Annotated in this window: 22 protein-coding genes, 1 rRNA gene, 1 pseudogene and 1 riboswitch; of the genes and pseudogenes, 15 read left to right on the forward strand and 9 right to left on the reverse strand. The window is 72.0% G+C overall.

Annotated elements, in window-relative coordinates:
* From rrf to AB0O19_RS19035, 12 genes are all read left to right on the forward strand, one after another.
* Positions 1 to 87: ribosomal RNA gene (rrf, locus tag AB0O19_RS18980) — 5S ribosomal RNA — on the forward strand; the annotation flags it as partial.
* A 98-nt stretch (positions 88 to 185) separates the two neighbouring features.
* The gene (pgsA, locus tag AB0O19_RS18985; protein ID WP_063350199.1) at positions 186 to 806 is read left to right on the forward strand and encodes a CDP-diacylglycerol--glycerol-3-phosphate 3-phosphatidyltransferase; all 621 of its coding nucleotides are present in this window, start codon (positions 186 to 188) and stop codon (positions 804 to 806) included.
* Positions 807 to 932: 126 nt separating this feature from the next.
* Positions 933 to 3428: a mannose-1-phosphate guanyltransferase gene (locus AB0O19_RS18990; protein WP_363620830.1), complete on the forward strand. Its 2496-nt coding sequence runs from the start codon at positions 933 to 935 to the stop codon at positions 3426 to 3428.
* A 168-nt stretch (positions 3429 to 3596) separates the two neighbouring features.
* On the forward strand, positions 3597 to 4691 hold the full coding sequence (locus AB0O19_RS18995; protein WP_363620831.1) for a DUF881 domain-containing protein: 1095 nt from the start codon (positions 3597 to 3599) through the stop codon (positions 4689 to 4691).
* Positions 4688 to 5020: a small basic family protein gene (locus tag AB0O19_RS19000; RefSeq protein WP_030062488.1), complete on the forward strand. Its 333-nt coding sequence runs from the start codon at positions 4688 to 4690 to the stop codon at positions 5018 to 5020. The genes AB0O19_RS18995 and AB0O19_RS19000 overlap by 4 nt, the downstream gene beginning before the upstream one ends.
* Positions 5004 to 6086, forward strand: a complete 1083-nt coding sequence (locus tag AB0O19_RS19005; RefSeq protein ID WP_363620833.1) for a DUF881 domain-containing protein — start codon at positions 5004 to 5006, stop codon at positions 6084 to 6086. Before AB0O19_RS19000 ends, AB0O19_RS19005 begins: the two co-directional genes overlap by 17 nt.
* Positions 6087 to 6423: 337 nt before the next feature.
* The gene (locus AB0O19_RS19010) at positions 6424 to 7194 is read left to right on the forward strand and encodes an FHA domain-containing protein (protein WP_363621065.1); all 771 of its coding nucleotides are present in this window, start codon (positions 6424 to 6426) and stop codon (positions 7192 to 7194) included.
* A gap of 179 nt (positions 7195 to 7373) precedes the next feature.
* Positions 7374 to 8066, forward strand: coding sequence for a MerR family transcriptional regulator (locus tag AB0O19_RS19015; protein WP_363621067.1), 693 nt, complete (start codon positions 7374 to 7376; stop codon positions 8064 to 8066).
* Between the two features lie 133 nt (positions 8067 to 8199).
* A complete protein-coding gene (locus tag AB0O19_RS19020) occupies positions 8200 to 8676 on the forward strand; it encodes a bifunctional nuclease family protein (protein ID WP_063350203.1) in 477 nt (158 codons plus the stop codon).
* A 237-nt stretch (positions 8677 to 8913) separates the two neighbouring features.
* Entirely contained in the window at positions 8914 to 9558 is a 645-nt protein-coding gene (locus AB0O19_RS19025) for a MerR family transcriptional regulator (protein ID WP_363585308.1), read from the forward strand.
* 171 nt (positions 9559 to 9729) lie between these two features.
* Complete coding sequence (locus AB0O19_RS19030) at positions 9730 to 10374, forward strand: ElyC/SanA/YdcF family protein (RefSeq protein WP_363585317.1); 645 nt, start codon at positions 9730 to 9732, stop codon at positions 10372 to 10374.
* Between the two features lie 51 nt (positions 10375 to 10425).
* On the forward strand, positions 10426 to 11871 hold the full coding sequence (locus AB0O19_RS19035) for a DNA polymerase IV (RefSeq protein ID WP_363620835.1): 1446 nt from the start codon (positions 10426 to 10428) through the stop codon (positions 11869 to 11871).
* Between the two features lie 145 nt (positions 11872 to 12016).
* On the opposite strand, the gene AB0O19_RS19040 is transcribed toward AB0O19_RS19035, so the two are convergent.
* The 3 genes and pseudogenes from AB0O19_RS19040 to AB0O19_RS19050 form a co-directional block, all read right to left on the reverse strand.
* Positions 12017 to 13513 (reverse strand): MFS transporter, encoded by a 1497-nt coding sequence (locus AB0O19_RS19040; RefSeq protein WP_363585306.1) that lies wholly within the window; start codon positions 13511 to 13513, stop codon positions 12017 to 12019.
* A 180-nt stretch (positions 13514 to 13693) separates the two neighbouring features.
* Positions 13694 to 14443 (reverse strand): YsnF/AvaK domain-containing protein, encoded by a 750-nt coding sequence (locus AB0O19_RS19045; protein WP_363621069.1) that lies wholly within the window; start codon positions 14441 to 14443, stop codon positions 13694 to 13696.
* A gap of 90 nt (positions 14444 to 14533) precedes the next feature.
* Positions 14534 to 14842 (reverse strand): annotated as a pseudogene (locus AB0O19_RS19050) (PRC-barrel domain-containing protein); the annotation flags it as partial.
* Positions 14843 to 15065: 223 nt separating this feature from the next.
* A riboswitch (glycine riboswitch) is annotated at positions 15066 to 15169 on the forward strand.
* Positions 15170 to 15406: 237 nt separating this feature from the next.
* Between AB0O19_RS19050 and gcvP the strand changes: the two are divergent.
* The gene (gene gcvP, locus AB0O19_RS19055) at positions 15407 to 18307 is read left to right on the forward strand and encodes an aminomethyl-transferring glycine dehydrogenase (protein WP_363585305.1); all 2901 of its coding nucleotides are present in this window, start codon (positions 15407 to 15409) and stop codon (positions 18305 to 18307) included.
* Positions 18308 to 18398: 91 nt separating this feature from the next.
* Here the strand turns inward: gcvP and AB0O19_RS19060 are convergent, their stop codons facing one another.
* Together AB0O19_RS19060 and AB0O19_RS19065 are read right to left on the reverse strand one after the other, a co-directional pair.
* Positions 18399 to 18590 (reverse strand): DUF5999 family protein, encoded by a 192-nt coding sequence (locus AB0O19_RS19060; protein WP_363585304.1) that lies wholly within the window; start codon positions 18588 to 18590, stop codon positions 18399 to 18401.
* 394 nt (positions 18591 to 18984) lie between these two features.
* On the reverse strand, positions 18985 to 19557 hold the full coding sequence (locus tag AB0O19_RS19065) for a hypothetical protein (protein ID WP_363620837.1): 573 nt from the start codon (positions 19555 to 19557) through the stop codon (positions 18985 to 18987).
* 367 nt (positions 19558 to 19924) lie between these two features.
* On the opposite strand from AB0O19_RS19065, the gene AB0O19_RS19070 reads away from it, so the two are divergent.
* A complete protein-coding gene (locus AB0O19_RS19070) occupies positions 19925 to 21430 on the forward strand; it encodes a glutamate--cysteine ligase (RefSeq protein WP_363585302.1) in 1506 nt (501 codons plus the stop codon).
* Between the two features lie 77 nt (positions 21431 to 21507).
* Positions 21508 to 22296: a CPBP family intramembrane glutamic endopeptidase gene (locus AB0O19_RS19075; protein ID WP_363585301.1), complete on the forward strand. Its 789-nt coding sequence runs from the start codon at positions 21508 to 21510 to the stop codon at positions 22294 to 22296.
* On the opposite strand, the gene AB0O19_RS19080 is transcribed toward AB0O19_RS19075, so the two are convergent.
* The 4 genes from AB0O19_RS19080 to AB0O19_RS19095 form a co-directional block, all read right to left on the reverse strand.
* Positions 22274 to 22807 carry an HAD domain-containing protein gene (locus AB0O19_RS19080; protein WP_363620838.1) on the reverse strand — a complete coding sequence of 178 codons (534 nt, stop codon included), beginning with the start codon at positions 22805 to 22807 and terminating at the stop codon, positions 22274 to 22276. The genes AB0O19_RS19075 and AB0O19_RS19080 overlap by 23 nt on opposite strands.
* A gap of 100 nt (positions 22808 to 22907) precedes the next feature.
* A complete protein-coding gene (locus AB0O19_RS19085) occupies positions 22908 to 24176 on the reverse strand; it encodes an MFS transporter (protein WP_363620840.1) in 1269 nt (422 codons plus the stop codon).
* A 60-nt stretch (positions 24177 to 24236) separates the two neighbouring features.
* Positions 24237 to 24938: an alpha/beta fold hydrolase gene (locus tag AB0O19_RS19090; RefSeq protein ID WP_363620842.1), complete on the reverse strand. Its 702-nt coding sequence runs from the start codon at positions 24936 to 24938 to the stop codon at positions 24237 to 24239.
* A gap of 54 nt (positions 24939 to 24992) precedes the next feature.
* Positions 24993 to 26402, reverse strand: a complete 1410-nt coding sequence (locus AB0O19_RS19095; protein WP_363620844.1) for a sugar porter family MFS transporter — start codon at positions 26400 to 26402, stop codon at positions 24993 to 24995.
* Between the last annotated feature and the right edge of the window lie 37 nt (positions 26403 to 26439).

Consider the following 26439-nt stretch of genomic DNA (forward strand, 5'->3'; position numbering starts at 1 on the left):
GGTTACATTCCGAACCCGGAAGCTAAGCCTTACAGCGCCGATGGTACTGCAGGGGGGACCCTGTGGGAGAGTAGGACGCCGCCGAACAATCATTCGAGAGAAGCCCCCGCCGGGTGAACCTGGCGGGGGCTTTTCTGTTGTAGGGTCAACGTGAATTGTCGTCACACGGGACAGGAGGCCCCCGGGTGGAGGTCCAGGAGACGCGGGTCCAGACCGATCGCGTCCTCACCATCCCCAACCTGCTCAGCATGGGCCGGCTGGTCGGTGTTCCGCTTTTTCTCTGGCTGATTCTCTGGCCGGTTTTCGACGGCCCCAACAACGATGGTTGGGCGCTGCTGATCCTGATGCTGAGCGGTGTCAGCGACTACCTCGACGGGAAACTCGCGCGGCGATGGGGGCAGGTCAGCCGGGTGGGGCAGCTGCTCGATCCGCTGGCCGACCGGCTCTACGTGCTGTCCACGTTGGTCGGTTTGACCTGGCGTGAGATTCTTCCGTGGTGGGTGACGGCGATTCTGCTGGCCCGGGAAGTGTTTATCGGCGCGCTGCTGCCCATTTTGAACCGGCACGGTTACGGGCCGCTTCAGGTGAGTTTTCTGGGGAAGGCCGCGACCTTCAATCTGATGTACGCGTTTCCGCTTCTCCTGCTCGGCAGCGTGGACAGCTGGATCGCGCGGCCGGCCGAGGTGGTGAGCTGGGCCTTCATCTGGTGGGGGACCACATTGTACTGGTGGGCCGGTATTCTTTACGCGGTTCAGGCCCGGCGGATCACCCGTGCGGGCTCGACGGGCTCCGCGTCCGCAGTCTGAGACGTGATCTGAGAGAAGTCCCACGCCGTATCGGTGCGTCGGACGATACCTTCCGGGTAGGGATCCCTCTGGAACGGTTTGATGGACCTCTGTAGGTCCACCACCGCAAAGGAGGACGCACCCGTAATGAAAGCCGTTGTCATGGCAGGGGGCGAAGGAACCCGACTCCGCCCGATGACCTCCAGCATGCCGAAGCCGCTGCTACCGGTCGCCAACAGGCCGATCATGGAGCACGTGCTTCGGCTGCTGAAGCGGCACGGCCTCTCCGACACCGTCGTCACCGTCCAGTTCCTGGCCTCACTGGTCAAGAACTACTTCGGTGACGGCGAGGACCTGGGCATGCATCTGACCTATGCCCACGAGGAGACGCCGCTAGGCACCGCGGGGAGTGTCAAGAACGCCGAGGACGCGTTGAAGGACGACTCCTTTCTGGTGATCTCCGGTGACGCACTGACCGACTTCGACCTCTCGGAATTGATCGACTTTCACCGCAGCAAGAACGCGCTGGTCACCGTCTGTCTCACCAGGGTGCCGAATCCCCTCGAGTTCGGTATCACGATCACGGACGACGACGGACGGGTCGAGCGCTTCCTGGAGAAGCCGACCTGGGGGCAGGTCTTCTCGGACACTGTTAACACCGGTATCTACGTGATGGAACCAGCGGTCTTCGACTACGTCGCGGCAGGTGAGTCCGTCGACTGGTCGAGTGACGTCTTCCCGCAATTGTTGAAGGAGGGCAAGCGGGTCTACGGCTACGTCGCCGAGGGCTACTGGGAGGACGTGGGCACCCACGAGAGCTACGGCAAGGCCCAGGCGGACGTCCTGGAGGGCAAGGTCGACGTCGAGCTCGACGGGTTCGAGATCTCGCCGGGCGTCTGGGTGGCCGAGGGCGCGGAGGTGGACCCGGAGGCCGTGCTGCGTGGGCCGCTGTACATCGGGGACTACGCCAAGGTCGAGGCCGGCGTCGAGATCCGCGAGCACACCGTGCTCGGCAGCAACGTGGTGGTCAAGCGCGGGGCCTTCCTCCACAAGGCGGTCGTGCACGACAACGTCTACATCGGGCCGCAGAGCAATCTGCGCGGCTGCGTGGTCGGAAAGAACACCGACGTGATGCGGGCCGCCCGGATCGAGGACGGCGCGGTGATCGGGGACGAGTGCCTGATCGGCGAGGAGTCGATCATCGGTGCGAACGTCCGGGTCTATCCGTTCAAGACCATCGAGGCCGGCGCCGTTGTCAACACGTCGGTGATCTGGGAGTCCCGCGGCCAGGAGCACCTGTTCGGCGTGCGGGGTGTGTCGGGGATCCTGAACGTCGAGATCACCCCGGAACTGGCCGTGCGGTTGGCCGGCGCGTACGCCACGACCCTGAAGAAGGGGGCGACCGTCACCATTGCGCGTGACCACTCGCGTGGTGCGCGTGCGCTCAAACGGGCGATGATTTCGGCGCTCCAGACGTCGGCCATAGACGTCCGCGACCTGGAGAACGTGCCGATGCCGGTGGCCCGGCAGCACACCGCGCGGGGGAGTGCGGGCGGGATCTTCCTGCGGACCACGCCGGGGGTGCCCGACTCTCTGGACATCCTCTTCTTCGACGAGCGTGGGGCCGATCTCTCGCAGGCCGGCCAGCGCAAGCTGGACCGCGTGTACGCGCGCCAGGAGTACCGGCGGGCCTTCCCCGGTGAGATCGGGGACCTGACCTTCCCGTCCAGCGTCTTCGACTCCTACGCGGGCAACCTGCTGCGGGCCGTCGACACCACCGGGGTCCGGGAGGCCGGACTGAAGGTGGTCGTGGACACCGCGCACGGCAGCGCCGGCCTGGTTCTGCCGAGCATCCTCGGACGGCTCGGAGTGGAGGCGCTCACCGTCTCCAGCGGGCTGGACGAGGCACGGCCGACGGAGGACGCGGAGGAGCGGCGGGCCGGGCTGGCCAGGCTCGGTGAGCTGGTGGCCTCCTCCCGGGCGGCCTTCGGCGTCCGCTTCGACCCGGTCGGCGAGCGGGTCGCGTTCGTCGACGAACTGGGCCGGGTGATCGACGACGACCGGGCGTTGCTGGTGCTGCTGGACCTGGTCGCGGCAGAACGGCGCAGCGGGCAGGTGGCGCTGCCGGTGACCACGACCCGGATCGCCGAGCAGGTCGCCGCCTACCACGGCACCCAGGTCATCTGGACCACGACGACGCCGGACGACCTGGCGAAGGCGGCCGCCACCGAGGGCACGGTGTTCGGTGGGGACGGGCGCGGCGGTTTCGTGGTGCCGGAGTTCAGCGGAGTGCTGGACGGGGCCGCGGCCTTCGTGCGGTTGGTCGGCCTGGTGGCACGGACCCAGCTCACGCTGAGCCAGATCGACGCGCGCATCCCGCAGGCGCACATCCGTCGCCGGGACCTGGCGACGCCGTGGGCGGCCAAGGGGATGGTGATGCGCTCGGTGGTCGAGGCGGCCGGCAGCCGGCGGCTGGACACCACCGACGGCGTCCGGGTCGTCGAGGCGGACGGGCGCTGGACGCTGGTGCTGCCGGACCCGGCCGAGGCGACCACCCACCTGTGGGCGGAGGGTCCGGACGACGAGGCCACGGAGGCGCTGCTGGACGAGTGGGCGGCGGTGGTCGACGGGGCCGGGAGGTGACGACACCGGCCTGATCGTCCGACGGTCCTGACGGTCGGGGCGCGCGGCATGGTCCGCGCGCCCCGCTGTCCGTTTTCACACTGTTCGCAATGATCCGTCACTTTGTGTCGTGTGTGCAGCTCAAGGGGTGTGCGCGGGCCCCTTCGCCGACGTGGGACGATGGTCCGCATGCCAGCGACGCCGACGCCGAGTGCCCCGAACGGACGGTACAACCGCCCGGACGCCTCGATGTCCCTGCTGACCAACGTCATGGACCACAGCCTCGACGAGGGCTACGCCGAGGCGGCCGCGGCGCGGGGCGGAGACCACGACAGCCGGATACCCAGGACGGCCCGAGGCCTGCTCACGCTGGCCGCCGGGCTGGCGTTGGTCGGGGTCGTGGTGACGGTCGGCGCGGTGAACGCGCACAAGGCGGAGCCGACGCTGGCCAAGGAACGGGACGCGCTGATCCACCGGATCAACGACACCAACGGCTCGGCCGACCACCTCCAGCAGCAGGTCCAGGACCTGCGGCGCAAGGTCGAGAGCACGCAGCAGCAGGCGCTCGCCACGGGCGACGGCGACCAGGGAGGTCTGACCGGCGCGGTGGGCCTGGGCGAGGTCGCGGGGCCGGGCGTCAAGCTGGTCCTGGAGGACGCGGCGGGGACCGGCGGCGGGGGAAACGTCGACCCGCGGGCCGGGCAGGGCTTCTCCAACAGCGGCCGGCTGCGGGACCGCGACCTCCAGCTGGTGGTGAACGGGCTGTGGGGATCCGGTGCGGAAGCCGTGGCGATCAACGGTCAGCGGCTCACCGCGCTCTCGGCGATCCGGGCCGCGGGAGAGGCGGTGCTGGTGGACAACCGACCGCTCGTCCCGCCGTACAACATCCAGGCGATCGGGGATGGGCCGAAGCTGCTGACCGCCTTCGAGAACGACATGGCCGGGCAGTACCTGCGGCTGCTCCAGGAGAAGTACGGCATCAAGTCGACCATGTCCGCGCAGAAGAGCCTGACGCTGCCGGCCGCGGTGGGCGTGACGCTGCGGACCGCCCAGCCGGTCACGCCCGAGCCCTCGCCCCCGGCGTCCCCGTCGGCGGCTTCGGTCACCCCGACGCCGTCACCCACCGCCGGAACCTCCGGGAGCCCGAGCGCGTCCGTTTCACCGTCTGCGGGCAGCACCGGTCGGCGTACGCCGAGCGGGTCCGCGAAGACCACGACAGCCCACTCGTCCACGACGGCCCCGACCGGGTCGTCGTCCGCAGGGACAGGAGCAGCTAGACCGTGATTGCCGTACTGGGTCTCGTGATCGGGGTGGTCGTCGGACTCTTCGTCCAGCCCGAGGTGCCGGACGCCGTCGTGCCGTACCTGCCGATCGCGGTGGTGGCGGCGCTGGATGCCGTGTTCGGCGGCGTCCGGGCGATGCTGGACGGGATCTTCAACGACAAGGTGTTCATCGTCTCGTTCCTGTCGAACGTGGTGGTCGCGGCACTGATCGTCTTCCTCGGTGACCAGCTGGGCGTCGGCTCGCAGCTGTCCACGGGTGTGGTCGTCGTCCTCGGCATCCGCATCTTCTCCAACGCGGCCGCGATTCGGCGCCATGTCTTCCGCGCCTGAGCCGGGCCGCGGGGCGGCGGAGGAGCACGCGGACGGCGGCGGGAAGGCGTCGGAGCGGGCTGCCGAGGCGCCGGGGCCGGAGTCGGCGGCCGAGGCGGGTCCGGTCGAGCCGGTGGACGGGGCCGGGGAGGTCCAACGCGCCGAACCGGCCGCGGAGCCGGGGAAGGCCGAGGGGCCCGTGGCGGCGGTGGGGGAGCCCGAGGAACAGGCTGCGGCGAAGTCTGACGCTAAGCCTGAGCTTGATGCGGAGGCGGCGCCCACGCCCGCGGTGCGGCTCGCGAAGGCCGCGGCGCCCGAGCCTGAGCCCGAGCCCGTGGTGGAGCCGGCCGCCCTGGACCGCGGTGCGGGACGGCGGCGCCTCAAGGCAGCCCTGTGGCCGCCGCGGATGTCGCGCGGGCAGCTGGTGGTGGCGCTGCTGCTGTTCTCGCTCGGCCTGGGGCTGGCGATCCAGGTGCGGTCGACCAACGACCACCACAGCCAGCTCCGCGGGGCCCGCCAGGAGGACCTGGTGCGCATCCTCGACGAACTGGACAGCCGTCAGCAGCGTCTTCAGCAGGAGAAGGCGGAGTTGGAGCAGTCCCTGGCCAAGTTGGAGAACAGTTCCAACCAGGCCAAGGAGGCCCAGGAGCAGACCAGGAAGAAGGCGACGGAGCTCGGCGTGCTCGCCGGTACCGTCAAAGCCACTGGTCCGGGCATCGTACTCACGGTCGATGACCCCCAAGGGCAGGTGAAGGCAGATATGCTGCTGGACACCCTGCAAGAACTTCGAGCGGCAGGGGCGGAGGCGATTCAGATCAACGATGTGCGCGTGGTGGTCAACACCTACTTCACCGACGTGTCGGGCGGCGGGGTGCAGATCGACGGGAAGAAGGTCTCGCAGCCCTATCGGTTCACCGTCGTGGGGAACCCGCAGGATCTGACACCCGCGCTGAACATCCCGGGGGGTGTCGTCCGTACTCTGGAGAGTCACCAGGCGCGGGCGACGATCACCCAGCAGCAGAAGGTGGTCGTGGACGCCCTCGTGGATCTGAAGACGCCGCAGTACGCCAAGCCGGCTTCGAAGTGACGGGGCGCCCGACGAACGGCCCGTCACCTGCGGGCGGCACCCGGTGCGGGGCGCCGCCGTCGCGTGGGCGAGACTGGGTCGTACCAGCACGCACCGGAGCACCAACAGCAGTACCAACCGTCGGAGTACCACTCCAGCAGGCCCGATCCGCAACCGGGCCCGCAGTCTGTCCGAGGTTCTCACCCTGCCCCGCGGGCGGGTCTGTCACACGCAAGGGGATTCGCCCGTGAGTTTCTTCTCGAAGTTGTTCGGTCGTAACAAGGGCCGTGGCGCGGCCTCCGTCGAGGCGCCGACCGCGCGGCACCGCCGGCCCGAGGACGAGGCCGCCGTGCCGGGCATGCGCCCCGCTCCCGAGGGGGCGCCGTACGCCGAGCAGCGGCTGTTCCGGGACGGCGCCGCCGCCCAGTACGCAGGGAATCCGGTGGGCTACGGCGCGTCGGTTGACCCTTCCGGCGACCCGCGCATAGGTTTCCAGTCAGGACCCTCAACCTCTGGTGGAGGGTTTGCCCCCGATCCGTACGCCGGGCACAACCCGTCGGGTGTGCCGCGCCAGGAGGCTGTGAACATGGCTGGCCCCACTCCGTGCCCCAGGTGCGGCAACCAGAACCCGGCATCGGCCCGGTTCTGCTCCAACTGCGGTACGGCCCTGCGCGGTGGCCTGCTTCCGGAGGGGGCGGCGGAGACCACGTCGACCATCTCCATCTCCGGCCTGGAGTCGTACGACCCCAACACCACGACCGGCACCGGCGCGACGCCGGCCCTGTCGGCCGAGGTGCTGTCGGCTATCGACGCGCTGCCGCCGGGCTCGGCCCTGCTGATCGTCCAGCGCGGTCCGAACTCGGGCAGCCGCTTCCTGCTGGACTCGGACGTCACCACGGCCGGCCGTCACCCGCAGGGCGACATCTTCCTGGACGACGTCACGGTCTCGCGGCGTCACGTGGAGTTCCGTCGGACGCAGGCCGGGTTCAGCGTCGCGGACGTCGGCAGCCTCAACGGCACCTACGTCAACCGCGAGCGGATCGACGAGGTGTCGCTGAACAATGGTGACGAGGTGCAGATCGGGAAGTACCGGCTGGTGTTCTTCGCCGGCCACAACCGGGGGTACTGAACCCAACGTCGGTAGGAGCCCGAGTGAGTGCGAATACCCCTTCATCTTCTCTCGGGGCGGCCACCCCCGCATCGTCCGGTCCGCACGCGGACCGCGGCGCGCGCGGGGTGGTCGCGGGCCCCAGGCAGCCGGTCCGCCCGGACCGGCCGGGTGGGCGGCGGCGCGGCGGTGACGAGCTGCTGAGCATCGGCGCGGTGTTGACCTTCCTGCGCGACGACTTCCCCGAGGTCACCATCTCCAAGATCAGGTTCCTGGAGGCGGAGGGGCTGGTCGAGCCGCAGCGCACGCCCTCGGGGTACCGCAAGTTCAGCCCGGCCGACGTCGAGCGGCTGGCCTACGTCCTGCGGATGCAGCGTGACCACTACCTGCCGCTGCGGGTGATCCGCGAGCACCTGGACGCCATCGAGCGAGGTGAGGCACCGCCCGCGCTGCCGCCCTCCGCCGACCGACCCGGGCCGGTGGAGGAGGCGGACCGGGAGCTGGGGGCCTCGGCCGACGTCCCGTCCGGAGTCCGGCTGGGGCGTGCCGAGCTGCTGGCGGCCGCCGAGTCCGGTGAGCGCGAGCTGTCCGAATGGGAGTCCTACGGTCTGGTCGCGCCCGGTCCGGACGGCGGGTACGACGGCGAGGCGCTGCAGGTGGCCCGGCTGGTCGCGGAACTCGGCCGGTACGGGCTGGAACCGCGGCACCTGCGGGCGATGAAGGCCGCGGCGGATCGGGAGATCGCGCTGGTGGAACAGGTGGTGGCGCCACTGCGCCGGCACCGGAACCCGCAGACCAGGGCCCATGCCGAGGCCACCGCGCGGGAGCTGGCGACACTGTCCGTGCGGCTGCACGCGGCGATGGTCCAGGCCGGTCTGCGCAGCCGCGGATAGCGTCCCCGTGGGATTCCCGCGGGGCTCCTGCGGGGTGGCCGTCCAGACCCCGGGCGGCCGGGGTGCACCGCGCTGACCAGCGGCGTCGGCCCTGCGCTTTCATATCCGGGGCCTGAGCCATAGGGTTGCCTGTGTGAATGAGCTCGACGTCGTGGGTGTCCGAGTGGAGATGCCTTCCAACCAGCCGATCGTGCTGCTGCGGGAGGTCGGGGGCGATCGGTACCTGCCGATCTGGATCGGTCCCGGCGAGGCGACCGCGATCGCCTTCGCCCAGCAGGGCATGACGCCGGTCCGCCCGCTGACGCACGACCTGTTCAAGGACGTCCTGGAGGCGCTCGGGCAGCAGCTCACCGAGGTCCGGATCACCGACCTGCGGGAGGGCGTCTTCTACGCCGAGCTGGTCTTCACCGGCGGGGTCGAGGTGAGCGCCCGGCCGTCCGACGCGATAGCGCTGGCCCTGCGCACCGGCACGCCGATCTACGGGAGCGAGGAGGTGCTCGCCGAGGCGGGCATCGCGATCCCGGACGAGCAGGAGGACGAGGTCGAGAAGTTCCGCGAGTTCCTCGACCAGGTGTCGCCCGAGGACTTCGGGGGCAGCGGTCCGCAGTAGCGCGGACCGGATTTCCCTACAGGTCAGGCCGTTGTTTGGCTTGCCGTTTTGCCAAAAACCGTCGACCTACCCACACTAGGGGCACGAAAAACCACTCTCCTGAGTGATGTGGTTTGGCTGGCCCGGCGTGGCGATCGTTGACGGGTCATAGGGGACTGCCTACCGTCAGGAGTGGCTGTCCGGGTGACCGATGCCCGCAGTTCGGGTTGCCCGCAGCACCAGTGGACGGAGGCAGGCATGAGCAGCACCGGCGATGACACGGCCGTGGGAGGCCTGTGTGCCGTGCACCTGCCGCGCACCGCTCGCACCGTGACGGACCTGCCCCGGGTGGGCAGGTTCCCGGCCGTGCAGCCCGGTCAGCCCGCCATCGAGCGGCTGGCCCCGACGTCCGAACTGATCGGCTACCGCGGTCCGACGGCCTGCGCGGCGGCCGGCATCACGTACCGCCAGCTGGACTACTGGGCCCGGACCGGACTGCTGGAGCCCAGCGTCCGTTCGGCGTACCCGGCCACCAGCCAGCGGCTCTACAGCTTCCGCGACATCCTGCTGCTGAAGATCGTGAAGCGGCTGCTCGACGCGGGCGTCTCGCTGCAGAACATCCGGGTGGCGGTCGCCCATCTGCAGGCGGCCGAGCAGGGCGACCTGGCCGGGATGACGCTGATGTGCGACGGCGCGACGGTGTACGAGTGCACCACGCCGCAGCAGGTGGTGGACCTGCTGAAGGGCGGTCAGGGGGTGTTCGGCATCGCGGTCGGAGCGGTCTGGCGGGAGCTGGAGCTGACGCTCGGGCGGCTGCACGCGGAGCGCACCGACACCGGCGAGACGCTGGTCGGCCACGATCCGTCCGACGAGCTGGCCCAGCGGCGCAACCGGGCGGTCTGAACGCAGAACTGACGAGGCCGCGGGCCCGGACGGGGAACCGTCAGGGCCCGCGGCCTCGTCGTTGCGCCTGGTGGGGCGATCGAGGGAGGACACGTGGGGTTCGGCACCGGGATAGCGGGTCTGCTGCGGCGTCGGGGCGGGCTGCTGAAGGTCCGGTTCCGGCGGCGGTCCGTGCAGCGCAGGGCCTTCCAGACGGCGACGGTGCTCTGCTCGCTGGCGCTGGCGCCGAGCGCGTGGCTGTGGTGCTCGGCCGGGGACCGGGTCGGCACGGTGGCCGGCGTGCCGTCCGCGCCGGTCGCGGTGGTCTTCGGCGCCGGGCTGGACCAGGGCAAGCCGTCGCCGTACCTGGAGCACCGGCTGAGCGCGGCGCTGGACCTGTACCGGGCGGGGAAGGTACAGGCGATCCTGGTGACCGGCGACAACGGCCGGGACAGCTACGACGAGCCGGACGCGATGCGGACGTACCTGATCGAGCACGGGGTGCCGGCGGTCCGGGTGGTGGGCGACTACGCGGGCTTCGACACCTGGAACTCCTGCACCCGGGCCCGGCGGGTCTTCGGGGTGGAGCGGGCGGTGCTGGTCAGCCAGGACTTCCACGTCCGCCGGGCGCTGGCCCTGTGCGAGGCGGCGGGCATCGACGCGTACGCGGTCGGGGTGCCGGAACCGCACGACGGCACCTGGTTGTACGGCGGGCTGCGGGAGATCCCCGGGGCGGGCAAGGCGGCGGTCAACGCCTGGCTGCGGCCGGACCCGCTGTTCCTCGGCCCCCGGGAGGACGGCATCCCGAAGGCTCTGGCGGACGCCGCGCAGCGCTAGGGCCTGCCCGGGTTCGTACGCATTGTCGGACCCCTGCGGGATGATCGGCGGGTGCGATCACTGCCGAGCATCATCCACCTCGACATGGACGCCTTCTTCGCGGCGGTGGAGCAGGCGGCCAAGCCGAGCCTGCGCGGCAAACCGGTGGTCGTCGGCGGGCTCGGCGGCCGCGGGGTGGTCTCCACCGCCTCGTACGAGGCGCGGAGGTTCGGGGTGCACTCGGCGATGCCGATGGCGCAGGCGCGCCGGCTCTGCCCCAACGCGGCCTTTCTGAGCGGCCGGTTCGAGGCCTACCGGCAGGTCAGCGAGCTCGTGATGGGTCTGCTGCGCGAGCTGTCGCCGCTGGTGCAGCCGCTCAGCCTGGACGAGGCCTTCGTCGACCTGGAGGCAGGCCCCTACGGTCCGGTGCTGGCGGAGTCCGACCACGAGACCGGGGAGCGGCTGGTGCTCGCCCTGGCGGAGGACCTGCGGGCGGACATCCAGCGGCGCACCGGGCTGACCGGGTCGGTCGGGGCGGCCGGATCCAAGTTGATGGCGAAGATCGCCTCCGAGCAGGCCAAACCGGACGGGCTGGTGCTGATCGAACCCGGGCAGGAGCGGGCCGTGCTCGGCCCGATGCCGGTCCGGGCACTGCCCGGGATCGGGCCGGCCACCGAACAGGTGCTGCGGCGGGCCGGACTGAACACCGTGGCGGACCTCGCCGAGGCGGGGGAGGGCGAACTGGTGCAGCTGCTCGGGCGGGCGCACGGCGCGGGTGTGCACCAGATGTCGATAGGGCTGGACGACCGGCCGGTGGTGGCCGACCAGGACGCCAAGTCGGTCTCGGTGGAGGACACCTTCGAGGTGGACCTCGCCGACCGGGAGCGGGTGCTGCGCGAGGTGGAGGTGCTGGCCGCCCGGTGCGTGCGGCGGCTGCGCGCGGCCGGGCGCTCGGGGCGGACGGTGGTGCTCAAGGTCCGGCGGTTCGACTTCTCGACGCTGACCCGTTCGGAGACGCTGCGCGGGCCCACCGACGACGAGGCGGTGGTCATCGAGACGGCGCGTCGGCTGGCCTCCCAGGTGGACATCACCGGCGGGGTGCGGCTGCTCGGGGTGGGGGTCGCCCAGCTGGCCGACTACACCCAGGAGGACTTGTTCGCGCAGGCCCTGCGGGAGGAGGCGGCCGAGCACGCGGAGTCGGAGGTCGAGACGGCCGAGGAGGAACCGGAGGCGGTCGCGCCGCGCCGCTGGATGCCCGGGCAGGACGTCCGCCATACCGAGCTGGGGCCCGGGTGGGTGCAGGGCAGCGGTGTCGGGCGGGTCACCGTGCGGTTCGAGACGCCGTGGAGCGGGCCGGGGCGCATCCGGACCTTCGCGGTGGACGATCCGGCGCTGGAACCGGCCCGGCCGCTGCCGCTGTGGGGGGCCGAGGAGCCGGAGGAGACGGGGGCGCCCGGGGAGAGGGAGACGCCGGGGGAGACGGGGGCGCCGGGGGCGCCGGGGGCGCCGGGGGTGTGAAACGCGAAGCGGCCCCGACCGGTGGGGGGGAGTACCGGTCGGGGCCGCATACCGTGCCGGACTTCGTGCGGTCGTGATGCCCTCGCGACCGTCCGAAGGCCGGGCCGCCGCGCCCTGTCCCTGAGCGCGGCGGCCGGACGCCTGGTCAGGCGTCGGTCTTGGCCAGCTCGGGGCTGGAGTTCCGCTCGGCCGTGCCGCCCGAGGCGACGACGGTGGCGGCCGGCTTGACGCCGCGGATCAGGAACGGGACGACGCCGGCGACGGCGCAGACGACGGCCGCGGCCCAGAACGCGTGCTTGTAGGCGTCCAGCGTGGGCAGCAGCAGCGGGATCTGCGGCGGCAGCTTCATGGTGTCGCCGGTCAGGATGGCGGCCATCACGGCGGTGCCGATCGCGCCACCGACGGTGCGCAGCACGGCGTTCATGCCGTTGGCGATGCCGCTCTGCTCCACCGGGACGGCGCCGTTGATGTAGGCCGGCATCGCGGAGAACGCCAGGCCGATGCCCAGGCCGAAGATCGCCGAGGAGGTGTAGATGTCGCCCTCGTGGCTGTGCCGCACGGCCAGGTAGGCCATCGCGACGGCACCCAGGACGCCACCGAGGACCAGCGGCAGGCGCGGGCCGCGGCGGGCGATCAGCATCGCGCCGACCGGAGCCGCCACCATCGAGCCGATCGCGGACGGCAGCAGCAGCAGACCGGCGTGCAGGACGGTCGCGGTGAAGCCGTAGTGGGTGAGCTTCTCCGGGGTCTGGGCGAAGTTGCTGATCACCATGAACGAGCCGTACATGCCGAAGCCGATCAGCAGGCCGGCCAGGTTGGTGAAGGCGACGGCCGGACGGGACATCATCTTCATGTCCACCAGGGGGTGCGCGACCTTGGTCTCGATGACTCCCCAGATCAGGGCGACGACGGCGGCCACGGCGAACAGGCCGAGGGTCTTGGTCGAGGTCCAGCCCCAGTGGTTGCCCTGGCTGACCGCGACGAGCAGGGCGGAGAGCCAGCCGGCCAGGGTGAGGGCGCCGAGCGGGTCGGCGCCGCCCTCCTTGTCGGTGACCGGGTCGGACGGGACGCGGAACGCGACCAGGGCGACCGCGATCAGGCCGAAGACCAGGCCCATCCAGAAGATCGACTTGTAGCTCCAGTGCTCCAGCAGGAGACCGGTCGCGACCAGGCCGAGGCCGGAGCCGACACCCATCGAGGCGCTGATGGCGGCGACGCCGCCGGTCACCTTCTGCTTGGGCAGCTCGTCGCGGACGATGCTGATCGCCAGCGGGAGCACGCCACCGCCGGCGCCCTGAAGGACGCGGGCGACGACCAGCCAGGTGAAGGAGTGGGTGCTGACCGCCAGCGCCGAGCCGGCGACCAGACCGGCCAGCGAGATCAGCAGCATCGGCTTACGGCCCCGGAGGTCGCCGAAGCGGCCCAGCAGGGGAGTCAGCACGGCGGCGGAGAGCAGGTTGGCGGTCATGAGCCAGGTGACGCTGGACGCGGAGACGCTCAGTTCCTTGGCCAGCGAGGGCAGGATCGGGACGACCGCGGTCTGCACCACGCTGAACGACAGCATCGCCAGGATGAGGGCCGGCAGGACCCGGGCGCTGCTCTGCTTCTCGGCCGCGGTGGTGGGCTGTGGTGCCTCACTCACGGTTGCTTCCTCCCGTACATAGTGAATGAACTGAAGTAACCATGCCGGGAGATACTTCAGAGTGTCAAATATCCATTGGTGACGCTTTGGCAAAATCGAAGGATTCCGGCCGGGCGGCGACCGGGACGGGGGCATGCCGAGGGCCCCGGACCGACGGGTCCGGGGCCCTGGGGCGAGGGGTCAGGCGAACGGGCGCAGCACGGCCGGGCGGGGGGCCTCGGCCGCCGGCGTGGCCACCGGGGTCGCCGGAGCGGCGGCGGTGTTGTCGTGGATCTCGACGTGCTCGCGGCGCAGCTCGTCCCGGATCACCTCCTCGGCGGTGTAGCGCTCCACCACCAGGCGGACCCGCTCGATCGGGGTGAGGTACTTGCGGACCACCGGGCGCTCCTCGCGCAGGGTGACCTCCTCCACCGCCTCGGCGATCTCCTTCTCGGTGAGCGAGGCGCGCTCGGCCTCGCTCACCGGCATCCGCTCCACCCGGACGCGCTCGCGGACCACCGGGACGCGGCGCTCGACCTGCTCGCTGGTCACGTACTTGCGCAGCTTCGCGGTGCCCACGATGTGCCAGTCCGTGGTGATGTCCAGGCGCTCCTCGCGGCAGGTGATCTCCACCGGGCCGTTGGGGGACGACGGGGCCGGACCGGTCGAGCGCTCCGAGGCCGGCGGGGCCACGGCCGAGTTCGTGGTCGCGGTGGTCGTCACGATCGGGGCGGGCTGCGGCTTGGGCTCGGTCGTCGTGGGGGCGGCCGCGGGTGCGGGGGTGTTGAGGGTCCGCACGTTGACCTCCGTCGCGGTGCCGGTGGGGTCGGCAGGGGTGGTGGTCGGGGCGGGGTCGAGGGAGTGGAAGGCGATGGGCTTCACGGGCTCGGCCGCCGAGGTGGTGCCGAAGTCGAGGTCGGGGCGCGCGGGTCGGCCGCCGTCCCGGCCCACCGGGCGGTCACTCTCGCGGCCGGCCGGCCGGTCACCCTCACGACTGACGGGCCGGTCGCCGTCCCGACCGACCGGGCGGCCGTTCGCCGGGGTGTCCAGGCCGTAGTAGCGGTAGAGCTGGAGCTCCTGGGCGGGCGACAGGTGCTGGCCGACGCCGAAGTCCGGCGACTCCTTCACCAGCGACTTGTCGTACGGCACCCGGAGCTCGTCGCCGGAGAACTCGCTGGTGGTGAGCGGGACGAAGGCGTCCCGGCCGAAGATGCCGGTCCGGACGGCTGCCCATTCCGGCTGGCCGGTGGCGTCGTCCAGGTAGACCTCGTCGACCGTGCCGATCTTGTCTCCGTTGCGGTCGACCGCCTTGTGGCCGATGAGGTCCCGGGGATCGATATCGGTTTGCACTCTTTCCTCCAGTGCGCTGCGCCTGCGGAACTCCCGCAGGACCGTGGCCGGAGCACCCGTTCCGCCTGCCACTTCACACCAAAGGCCATGAATCGGACGGGCGCGACCGGGGTGCGCCGGACGGGCTCCGGGCTGGACCGTCCGGGGGACGCGCGTAGACCCCGAGCGACCCGACGCGACCGTGATCAGGGGGCCTGCCGCTGGTACCCTGGGCGGCGACCGCCGAGCCCGCTCGGGAGAGTCCCCGGCCACGGAAAGCGCTGGTCGGGGCGCCGAAGGAGCAACTCCTCCCCGGAATCTCTCAGGCATCCGTACCGTGTGGGGTAGGTCACTCTGGAAAGCAGGGCAGGACCGTCGGCAGGGAGCCGACGGGCACCACCCTCACCGACGGTGCAAGCCGGCGGCGTGCCCACAGCGCGCCGTGCGGGTGAAGCTCTCAGGTCCCGATGACAGAGGGGGAGGCCTGTCGGGTTCGCCCGCCCGGGTCGAGCCGCTGTCCGCAGCGGCTCCGGCCGGTCGGCGTGCGCACCCCCGCCGGTCCGTGACCAGGAGGCCTCGACCACCATGAACGCCCAGCCGAACGCGGGACGCCCCACCGGCGCCTCGACCCTCACCGAGCTTGAGCTGGCCAGCCCCTTCGAGAACCGCCACATCGGCCCCGACGACGCCGCGCAGCAGAAGATGCTGGCGTCCATCGGCTACGGCTCGCTGGACGAACTCGCCGCCACCGCCGTTCCCGAGGCGATCCGCTCCATCACCGGCCTGGACCTGCCCGGCGGCCGCAGCGAGGCGCAGGTGCTCGCCGAACTGCGCGAGCTGGCGAGCCGCAACCAGGTGCTCCAGCCGATGATCGGCCTGGGCTACTACGGCACCTTCACCCCGCCGGTGATCCTGCGCAACGTCATGGAGAACCCGGCCTGGTACACCGCCTACACGCCGTACCAGCCGGAGATCTCCCAGGGCCGCCTGGAGGCGCTGCTCAACTTCCAGACCCTGGTCTCCGACCTGACCGGCCTGCCGACCTCCGGCTCCTCGCTGCTCGACGAGGGCACCGCGGCCGCCGAGGCGATGGCGCTCGCCCGCCGCGTCACCAAGGTCAAGGGCGGCGTGTTCCTGGTCGACGCCGAGACCCTGCCGCAGACCACCGCGGTGATCAACACCCGCGCGGTGCCGACCGGTGTCGAGGTCGTCGTCGCCGACCTGTCCGAGGGCATCCCGGCCGAGATCGCCGAGCGCGGCGTCTTCGGCGTGCTGCTCCAGTACCCGGGCGCCACCGGTGTGGTCCGCGACCTCACCCCGGTCATCGAGCAGGCGCACGGCCTCGGAGCGATCGTCGCGGTCGCCGCCGACCTGCTGGCGCTGACCCTGCTCGCCTCGCCGGGCTCGCTCGGCGCCGACATCGCCTGCGGCACCTCGCAGCGCTTCGGCGTGCCGATGGGCTTCGGCGGCCCGCACGCCGGCTACCTGTCGGTGCGCGCCGAGTACGCCCGCTCGCTGCCCGGCCGCCTGGTCGGCGTCTCGGTCGACGCCGACGGCAACCGCGCCTACCGCCTGGCGCTGCAGACCCGCGAGCAGCACATCCGCCGCGAGAAGGCCACCAGCAACATCTGCACCGCCCAGGTGCTGCTCGCCGTCATGGCCTCGATGTACGCCGTCTACCACGGTCCGGACGGCCTGGCCGACATCGCCCGCCGCACCCACCGCTACGCCGCCGCCCTCGCCGAGGGCCTGCGGGCCGGCGGCGTCGAGCTGCTGCACGGCGAGTTCTTCGACACCGTCACCGCCGTCGTCCCGGGCCGTGCCGCCGAGATCGCGGCCGCCGCCCGCGCCAACGGCGTCAACGTCCACCAGGACGGCGCGGACCGGATCTCGGTCTCCACCGACGAGACCACCACCCGCGAGCACCTCGCCGCCGTCTGGGCCGCGTTCGGCGTCCCCGCGGTCGAGGTCGCCGAGGGCGCCGACGCGCTGCCGGCCGCGCTGCTGCGCCAGGACGAGTACCTGACCCACCCGGTCTTCCACAGCCACCGCTCGGAGACCGCCATGCTGCGCTACCTGCGCCGCCTGTCGGACCGGGACTACGCACTGGACCGCGGCATGATCCCGCTGGGCTCCTGCACCATGAAGCTCAACGCGACCACCGAGATGGAGGCCGTCACCTGGCCGGAGTTCGGCCAGCTGCACCCCTTCGCGCCGATCGAGCAGGCCCAGGGCTACCTCAGCCTGATCCGCGAGCTGGAGCGCCAGCTGGTCGAGGTGACCGGCTACGACGCCGTCTCGATCCAGCCGAACGCGGGCTCGCAGGGCGAGCTGGCCGGCCTGCTGGCCGTCCGCGCCTACCACCACGCCAACGGCGACACCCAGCGCGACGTCTGCCTGATCCCGTCCTCCGCGCACGGCACCAACGCGGCCTCCGCGGTGATGGCCGGCATGCGCGTGGTCGTGGTGAAGACCCTGGTCGACGGTGACGTGGACGTCGAGGACCTGAAGGCCAAGATCGAGCAGCACCGGGACAGCCTCTCCGTGCTGATGGTCACCTACCCCTCCACCCACGGCGTGTACGAGACCCAGATCACCGACATCTGCGCCCTGGTGCACGAGGCCGGCGGCCAGGTGTACGTGGACGGCGCCAACCTGAACGCCCTGGTCGGCCTCGCCAAGCCGGGCAAGTTCGGCGCGGACGTCTCGCACCTGAACCTGCACAAGACCTTCTGCATCCCGCACGGCGGCGGCGGCCCGGGCGTCGGCCCGGTCGCGGTGCGCGCCCACCTGGCGCCGTACCTGCCGAACCACCCGCTGCAGCCGGAGGCCGGTCCGGCCACCGGGGTCGGCCCGATCTCGGCGGCGCCGTGGGGCTCGGCGGCCATCCTGCCGATCTCCTGGGCGTACGTCCGGCTGATGGGCGGCGAGGGCCTCAAGCGCGCGACCCAGGTCGCGGTGCTGAACGCCAACTACATCGCCAAGCGGCTGGCACCGCACTTCCCGGTGCTCTACACCGGCCCCGGCGGGCTGGTCGCGCACGAGTGCATCATCGACCTGCGCCCGCTGACCAAGGAGACGGGCGTGACGGTGGACGACATCGCCAAGCGCCTGATCGACTACGGCTTCCACGCGCCGACGATGTCCTTCCCGGTGGCCGGCACGCTGATGATCGAGCCGACCGAGTCCGAGGACCTGCACGAGATCGACCGGTTCTGCGACGCGATGATCGAGATCCGGGCCGAGATCGACAAGGTCGGCTCGGGCGAGTGGGCGGCCGCGGACAACCCGCTGCGCAACGCCCCGCACACCGCCGCCGAGCTGGCCGGCGACTGGGCGCACGGCTACTCGCGGCAGGAGGCGGTCTTCCCGGCGGGCGTGAACCCGGCGGACAAGTACTGGCCGCCGGTCAGCCGGATCGACGGCGCGTACGGCGACCGCAACCTGGTCTGCTCCTGCCCGCCGCTGGAGGAGTACGGCGTCTGATCCGGACCGGACGTACGGCAGGGCCCCGACGGCACGTACCGTCGGGGCCCTGCCCGTTGTCGTCGTTCGGCGGCTGCCCCCGCCGTTGCGGTCAGGCCGCGCGGGCGACGGGGCGGCGCGGCGCGATCACCCGGCCGTCGGGCAGCAGCTCTCCGGTGTCCTCGAACAGCACGACGCCGTTGCAGAGCAGGCTCCAGCCCTGCTCCGGGTGGCAGGCCACCGTGACGGCCGCCTCGCGGTCCTCGGACTCGGCCGACGGGCACTCAGGACGGTGCTGGCACATACGTACCCTCGCTTCGCTCTGCGATCCTCCCCCGTGGTGCGGCCGCCGGCGGAGCCGTCGGGAGCCGCCGCGGTAGCCGGATCCTGTCCGCGCGCCGACCAGGTGTGGACCGGCGCTCAAGTGGGTAGGACAGGTGGTCCTTCCACGCTGGTTCCCAGTGTCGGCATCTGTGGACGCGCGCGCAGGGATTTCGTGACATGCGCCACAACTCCCGGGTAGAGATCACCCGTTCAGGTGGGTCCGGCGGGAAACGGCGCACCGATGGGTCAGCTGTGGCATGGCCCGAGGAGGTCAGGGCGGATGGCCCGTCCGGGTGGTTCGGGCGGGCGAGGGCGACGCGCACGCCGCCGGGCCCCCGGGTGGTGGCCCGGCGGCCCGGCGGCGTGGGGTCGGCTCAGGAGGAGCCGAGCAGCAGTGGCTTGGCGAGCGGCGCCCGGGCGAGCAGCGGCAGCAGCTCGCCGGCCGGGTAGGCGCGGTGCGCGGTGACGCCGAGCGGGGCCGGGGCCAGTGGGATCAGCTGGTCGGCGGCCGGGTCGGCGTCGGGGCCGTGCAGCCACAGTGCCGTCGCGTACTGCCCGGGGAAGGTCAGCAGCCGGGGCTGCTGGCGGGACCGGGAGCCCTGGGCGAGCTGCCAGGCCTGGCGCAGCGCCCGGACCGTCGAGTCGAGGTAGGGGCCGGCGGTGAAGTGCGAGAAGGTGTGGCCCTCGACGGCCTGGACGACCTCCGCGGCGGCGGCGACCTCGGCGCCGTCCTTGATCAGGAAGCGCCAGCCCGTCCGGCGGGCGGCGCGCAGCTCCGGGCGCGGCCCGTCCAGGACGTGGACGGCGAGCGGGTGCGCGGGGAGCAGCGGGCCGATCGGATGGCGCAGTGCTGCGGCGGCGGGTTGGCGCAGCGCGGTCTCCGAGTCGAGTGCGGCCAGGACGGCGCGCAGGGCGCTCGGCGGGGGCTGGGGGGTCTGCAGAGTCATGGCGGGGTCCGCCTCTCCGTGCGAGATCGGCGTGCGAGTGCGGCATACCGGCGTGGCGCGGCGTGTCATCGGTGACGGGACCTGGCCGTGTCCGGTTGTGCATGATCGCGGTGCCGGCGCGGTCGCCGCCGTCGACGAGGGTTCCGAGGCGGAGCGGGCCGGCCGGAGCGCAGTGCGAATTCTATCGAACAGGTGCGCAGGGTGACCTGTTTATCACAGGCGGTGGCGCCGGGCAAGTCGGCAGATCTGCTGAATATCCGTCAGTTTCCTTGCATTGCAAGCCAGTACAAGCATTCGGGTATCGATCTTCGAGGTGGGCATGATGCTTGCACGGTCGGGTCGGCCGGTGTCTCAGGAGGAGGGGACCGTGGGCGAGAAGGTCGTGGCGACTCGTGCTGATCTGGCGGACCGGCAGCTGTACCGGCGCAAGCTCCAGGCCTGCCTCGACGCGCTGGGGCGGATGCTGCGCGAGGACCGGTTCGACCGGCCGCGGGCGGTCATGGGCCTGGAGATCGAGCTCAACCTGGCCGACGAGGACGGCCTGCCGGCACTGCGCAACGCGCAGGTGCTGAGCGCGATCGGCTCCAGCGACTTCCAGACCGAACTGGGCCAGTTCAACGTCGAGGTGAACATCGTGCCGCACCGGCTGTGCGGGCACGTCTTCGAGGACCTGCGCGAGGAGCTCGAAACCGGGCTGCGCTACGCCGACCGGCGGGCCGCCGAGGCCGGTGCCCGGATCGTCATGGTGGGGATCCTGCCGACCCTGGAGCACGGTCACACCGGCCTGGACGCGATCTCCCACAACCCGCGCTACAGCCTGCTCAGCGACCAGATCCTGGCCGCCCGCGGCGAGGACATCGCGCTGGACATCGAGGGCGTCGAACACCTCCAACTGGAGACCATCACCATGGTGGCCGAGGCCGCCGCGACCTCCCTGCAACTGCACCTTCAGGTGACCCCGGAACGCTTCTCCTCGGTGTGGAACGCGGCCCAGGCGATCTGCGGGGCGCAGCTCGCGCTCGGCGCCAACTCGCCGTTCCTGTTCGGGCGGGAGCTGTGGCGGGAGACCCGTCCGGTGCTGTTCCAGCAGGCCTGCGACACCCGTACGGCGGAGCTCAAGGCGCAGGGCGTCCGGCCGATCACCTGGTTCGGCGAGCGCTGGGTGGACTCGGCGTACGACCTGTTCGAGGAGAACCTGCGGTACTTCCCCGCCCTGCTGCCGATCTGCGACGACGAGGACCCGCTGAAGGTGCTCGCCTCCGGCGGTGCGCCCCGGCTCGCCGAGATGCGGCTCCACAACGGCACGATCTACCGCTGGAACCGGCCGGTGTACGACATCGCGGGCGGGACCGCGCACCTGCGGGTGGAGAACCGGGCGCTGCCGGCCGGGCCGACGGTGGCCGACACGCTCGCGAACGCCGCCTTCTACTACGGGCTGGTCCGGGTGCTCGCCGAGCAGCCCCGGCCGGTCTGGACCCGGCTGCCGTTCGAGCGGGCCGACGAGAACTTCCGGCAGGGCGCCCGCTACGGCATCGACGCGGTGTTCCAGTGGCCGCGGGCGGGCCGGGCGGGCCGCGGCGGCGGGCTGACCACGGTGTCCGCCGTCGACCTGGTGCTCAACGAACTGCTGCCGATGGCCCACCAGGGCCTGGACGAGTGGGGCGTGGAGCCCGCCGACCGGGACCGCTACCTGGGGATCATCGAGCAGCGCTGCCTGCGCCGCACCAACGGCGCGGCCTGGCAGAGCGCGACCTTCCACCGGCTGCGCGAGCAGTACGGGATGGACCGCCCGGCCGCGCTCGCCGCGATGACCAGGCGCTACATCGAGCACATGCGCACCGGCGAGCCGGTGCACACCTGGCCGGTCGGGTAGCCGGACCGCTGTGTCAGGATGATCGCTCCGGCGGTCGGCCGACGGCCGGAGCGACGCCCGCCCCGCTGGAGCCCCCCGTGACCACCCTCCCGACCGCACCGGAGACCGCGAAGCCCACGCGCCGGCTGCTCGGCGTGGAACTGCTGATCGTCCTCGGCCTCTCCCTCGGGGCCAGTGGCGTCAGCGCGCTGATCAGCTTCGCGGCCTCGCTCACCGAACCGATCCAACTCGGCCAGCAGGTCGCCACGTTGAACGGCTCGCGGGCGCCCGGCCGGCCCTGGCTGGACCTGGTGTGGCAGCTGTACTACATCGGGCGCGGGCTGATGCCGGTGGTGCTGGTCGGGTACCTGCTGGTGCGCGAGGGTGCCGCGCTGCGGGTGCTCGGCTTCGACCTCGGGCAGAAGCTGCGCGACCTCGGCCGGGGCGCCGCCGTGGCGGCCGCGATCGGCGGCTCCGGGCTGGTGCTGTACCTGGCCTCGCAGGCGGCCGGCTACAACCTGACGGTGGCGCCGTCCGGGCTGCCGGACGTGTGGTGGCGGATCCCGGTGCTGGTGCTCTCCGCGTGGCAGAACGCCGCCCTGGAGGAGGTCGTCGTCCTCGGCTACCTGCTGCGCCGGCTCGGGCAGCTGGGCTGGTCGTGGCCGGCGGCGGTGGTGGCGAGTTCGGTGCTGCGCGGCTCGTACCACCTGTACCAGGGGGTCGGCGGGCTGGTCGGCAACATGGTGATGGGGGCGGTGTTCTGCCTGCTCTACCGGCGCTGGGGGCGGGTGATGCCGCTGGTCGCGGCGCACGCGTTGATCGACACGGTGGCCTTCGTCGGGTACGCGCTGCTCGCCGGGCACGTCAGCTGGCTGCCGACCCCCTGAGCGGGAGGCGGCCGGCCGGGGTGCGCGGCGGCCGGGCGAGCAGGCGGTCGACGTGCCGGCGCTCCAGGCCCGGGCCCGGGTCGATCGGCAGCAGCAGGCGGTCGCGGCGCCAGAGGGAGTTGCGGACCAGCCGCGGCGGGATGACGTCGTCCACCCAGGCGAACGGGCGGCCTGCGGCGTAGCGCAGCAGCGGGGCCCACTTGCGGGCCGAGAGCAGTTCCATCAGCGGGACGCGCGGGTCACCGGGCTGCGGGACGTCGCCGGTGAAGCGGACCAGCGGGAGGGCGGGCAGGCCGATCGCCGGGGCGATGTGCGCATTGGCGTGCTCCTCCCAGGTGGTGGCCCACACGAGTTCGTAGGTGCCGGCCAGCTCGCGCAGCCAGGAGCCGTGCCGGGCGGAGAGGAGCACCGAGTAGCCGAGCAGGGCGTGGGTGTCGAACCCGGCGTCCGGGTGCGGGCAGACCGGGTTGAGCACCCCGTCGACGTCCAGGAACAGCAGCGGCTTCGGCACCAGTGGCCCCCCAGAGACGGTGGTGTGACTTACCTGGTCGGACGAACCTGGCGTACCAGTGGTTGCGTACGGCCGGGCGCACGCGGGGCGCACGGGGCGCTCACGGCGCGGCCACCGGCTCGGCGGCGGCCACCGGTGCGTCGACGGTGCTCCTGCGGGCCAGCCGGCGGACCTGAGGCTCCAGCAGCACGACCGCGCTGAGCACCAGGCAGACGACGGCGCAGGCCCACAGCGCGCCCGAGAGGCCGAGCACCGTGGCCGCCGGGCCGGCCAGCGCGATGCCGACCGGGGACAGCGAGAAGGAGCCGAGCTCGTCGTACGCGGCGACCCGGGAGAACATCTCCTCGGGGATCTCCTGCTGGAGCGCGACCATCCAGTTGACGCCGAAGACGGTGACGCCGACCCCGGACAGGAACATCGCGAGGGCGAGCAGCGGCAGCGGCGCCTCCGCCGCCAGCGCCAGGGCGGGCACGCCGAACAGGAACACCCCCCAGTTGCCGACCAGCAGGATCCGGCGGGGCCGCCAGCGGGCCATCAGCACGCCGGTCACCACCAGCCCGACGCCGTAGGCGGCCATCGCCAGGCCCCAGTCGGACGCCCCGCCGAGGCGCTCCTTGGCGACCGTCGGCCCGTACACCGACTCGACCGCGCCGATGCAGGCAACCAGGACGGAGAACTGCGCCACGACCACCCAGAGCCAGCGACGGGAGGCGAACTCCCGCCAGCCCTCCCGCAGATCGCGCAGCATGCTGTGGCCCTGCGGGGCGGGCGCCTGCTCGGCCTCCAGGAAGAACCGGAGCGAGGCGGCGACCAGGAAGCAGGCGCCGTCCAGGGCGAGCACCCAGCCGGGGCCGACGGCGGCGGTGAGCGCGCCGCCGAGCGCGGCGCCGCCGATCTGGGAGGCGTTCTGGCCCATCCGGAACACCGAGAAGGCCCGGGCGGCGTGCTCCGGGGCGACGGCCTGCAGCATCATGCCGCCGGAGGCGGGGGAGTAGAGCGCGTACCCGGCGCCGCCGGCGGCGGAGAGCAGCATCAGCTGCCAGAGCCGGATGTCCCCGGCCAGCACCAGTGCCGCCAGGACGACCTGGGACAGGCCGCTGAACAGGTTGGCGGCGACCATGAGGTGGTGCCGGGGCATCCGGTCGGCGAGGGCACCGCCGACCACCAGGAGCAGGACGGTGGGCAGCAGCCGGGCGGCGGTGACGTAGCCGACCTCGGACGTGGTGCCGCCGTGGCCGAGCACGGCGAAGGCCGTGGCGATGGGGGCACCGGCGTTGCCGAGGCCGCTGACCACGGTGGCGGCGGTCTGGATGCGGAAGTTGCGGCTCGCCCAGGCGAGGCGGCGGGGGCGCGGAGGTCGGGTCGGCACCTGGAGACTATGGCCGCGGCTCGTACGGCTGTCCAACGGGTTTTCACGGCTGGGACGGGCTCAGCCCAGGTGGCCCCAGAGGAAGCTGAGGGTGCGGCGCCAGGCGGTCGTGGCCTGGAGCGGGTCGTAGGTGCCGAGCGGGTTCTCGTCGTTCATGAAGGCGTGGCCGGCCGGGTAGAAGTGGATCTCGGGGCGGACGTCGGTGGCCTCGCCGATCCGGATCGCGGCCTCGTCGACGGCGGCCATCGGGATCGAGCCGTCCAGTTCGCCGTAGTGCCCCAGGACGTGGGCGGTCAGGCCCCGGTAGTCGAAGTCCGGGTCGGGCGGGAGGCCGTAGAAGGGCACCACCGCGGCGACCCGGTCGCCCTCCCGGGCGGCCAGCAGCAGGGCGAAGCCGCCGCCCATGCAGAAGCCGACCACGCCGACCGCGTCGCCGACCACGCCCTCCAGGGCGAGCAGGTGGTCGACGGCCCCGGAGAGGTCCTCGACGGCCCGCTCGACCGGGAGTTCGCGGGTGAGCCGGGCCGCCTCGGTGCGGTCGTGGGTGGTGGCGCCGCCGAACAGGTCGGGGGCCAGCACGGTGAAGCCCTCGGCGGCGAACCGGTCGGCCATAGTCGCGACGTGCGTGGTGAGGCCCCACCACTCCTGCACCACCACCAGGCCCGGCCCGACGCCCTGGGGCGGGCGGGCCAGGTACCCGTGCGCGGTGCGGCCGTTGCTCGGGAAGGCGACGTTCTGCCGGGAGCCGCCCTGGTCAGGCATGGGTTCCTCGCGGTGGGTCGGGCCGGATGCGGCGGGGACTCGACGGGGGCGGGCTCAGCCCATCTCCTCCAGGGCGCGGCCCTTGGTCTCCTTGATGCAGAAGGCCACGAACGGGATGGAGAGCAGCGCGAAGGCCGCGTAGATGACGTACGTCGCCGACAGGTTCCAGTCGGCGAGGTCGGGGAAGCTGACGGTGATCGCCCAGTTGGCGATCCACTGGGCCGAGGCGGCGACGGACAGCGCGAGCGCGCGGATCCGGTTGGGGAACATCTCGCCGAGCAGGACCCATACCACCACGCCCCAGGAGAAGGCGAAGCAGAGCACGAAGACGTGCGCCGCGACCAGGGCGACGGTGGCGTGGGTGTTGTCGAGGGTGGCGGTGTCACCCGTGCCGTGCCGGTACGAGAACGCCCAGGCGGCGGTGCCCAGCGCGAGCGCCATGCCGATCGAGCCGGCCAGGGCGAGCGGCTTGCGGCCGATCCGGTCCACCAGCGCCATCGCGATCACCGTGCCGATCACGTTGATGATCGAGGTGGAGAGGCTGATCAGCAGTGAGTTGGACTCGTTGATGCCGACCGACTGCCAGAGGAACGAGGAGTAGTAGAAGATCACGTTGATGCCGACGAACTGCTGGAACACCGAGGCCCCGATGCCGACCCAGACGATCGGCAGCAGGCCGAACCGCCCGCCGAGCAGGTCCTTGAGCCGGGGCTTGTGCGAGGACTCCAGCACCGCGCGGATCTCCGCGACCCGGGCGTCCAGGTCGACGTCCTCGCCCTCCACCTCGCGCAGCACCCTGCGGGCCTGATCCTCCCGGTGGTCGGCGATCAGGTAGCGCGGCGACTCCGGGATGGCGAGCGCCATCAGCCCGTACACCAGGGCCGGGATGGTCTCCACGCCGAGCATCCACTGCCAGGCCTGGATGCCGGCCAGGTGGCCGGTGGACTCGCCGCCGGCGGCCTGGTTGATCGCCCAGTTGGCGAGCTGGGAGACGGTGATGCCGAGCACGATCGCCATCTGCTGGAAGGAGGCGAGCCGGCCCCGGTAGGCGGTCGGCGCGACCTCGGCGATGTAGGTGGGCGCGATCACCGAGGCGATGCCGATCGCGATGCCGCCGACCACGCGCCAGGTGGCCAGCACCTGGATGCTCGGGGGGAACATCGAGCCGATGCCGCTGATCGCGAACAGGGTGGCGGCCAGCAGCATGGTGCGGACCCGGCCGAGGTGGTCGGCGAGCCGGCCGGCGGCCACCGCGCCGGCCGCCGAGCCGAGCAGCGCGATGGCCACCACGAAGGCCGTTTCGCCGTTGCCCACGGCGAAGTGCTTCTGGATGCCCGTCACCGCACCGTTGATCACCGCGCTGTCGTAGCCGAACAGGAACCCGCCCATCGCGGCGGCGGCGGAGATGAAGATGACGTGCCCGAGGTGGGCCTCGCCCGCCCGATGGCTGTTGAGTGTGGACAAGCGCGCTCCCCGAGGTGGACGGGCCCGCTCTGACGGC

It is taken from the genome of Kitasatospora sp. NPDC091276 (genome assembly GCF_040684355.1).
Taxonomy (GTDB): Bacteria; Actinomycetota; Actinomycetes; order Streptomycetales; family Streptomycetaceae; genus Kitasatospora.

What these genes read in the sequence shown, in the direction of transcription:
- AB0O19_RS19010 (WP_363621065.1), top strand. Translation starts at nt 6,424, where the DNA reads ATGCGCCCCGCTCCCGAGGGGGCGCCGTACGCCGAGCAGCGGCTGTTC.
- AB0O19_RS19090 (WP_363620842.1), bottom strand. Translation starts at nt 24,938, where the DNA reads ATGCCTGACCAGGGCGGCTCCCGGCAGAACGTCGCCTTCCCGAGCAAC.
- AB0O19_RS19025 (WP_363585308.1), top strand. Translation starts at nt 8,914, where the DNA reads ATGAGCAGCACCGGCGATGACACGGCCGTGGGAGGCCTGTGTGCCGTG.
- AB0O19_RS18995 (WP_363620831.1), top strand. Translation starts at nt 3,597, where the DNA reads ATGCCAGCGACGCCGACGCCGAGTGCCCCGAACGGACGGTACAACCGC.
- AB0O19_RS19060 (WP_363585304.1), bottom strand. Translation starts at nt 18,590, where the DNA reads ATGTGCCAGCACCGTCCTGAGTGCCCGTCGGCCGAGTCCGAGGACCGC.
- AB0O19_RS19005 (WP_363620833.1), top strand. Translation starts at nt 5,004, where the DNA reads ATGTCTTCCGCGCCTGAGCCGGGCCGCGGGGCGGCGGAGGAGCACGCG.
- AB0O19_RS18990 (WP_363620830.1), top strand. Translation starts at nt 933, where the DNA reads ATGAAAGCCGTTGTCATGGCAGGGGGCGAAGGAACCCGACTCCGCCCG.
- gcvP (WP_363585305.1), top strand. Translation starts at nt 15,407, where the DNA reads ATGAACGCCCAGCCGAACGCGGGACGCCCCACCGGCGCCTCGACCCTC.
- AB0O19_RS19065 (WP_363620837.1), bottom strand. Translation starts at nt 19,557, where the DNA reads ATGACTCTGCAGACCCCCCAGCCCCCGCCGAGCGCCCTGCGCGCCGTC.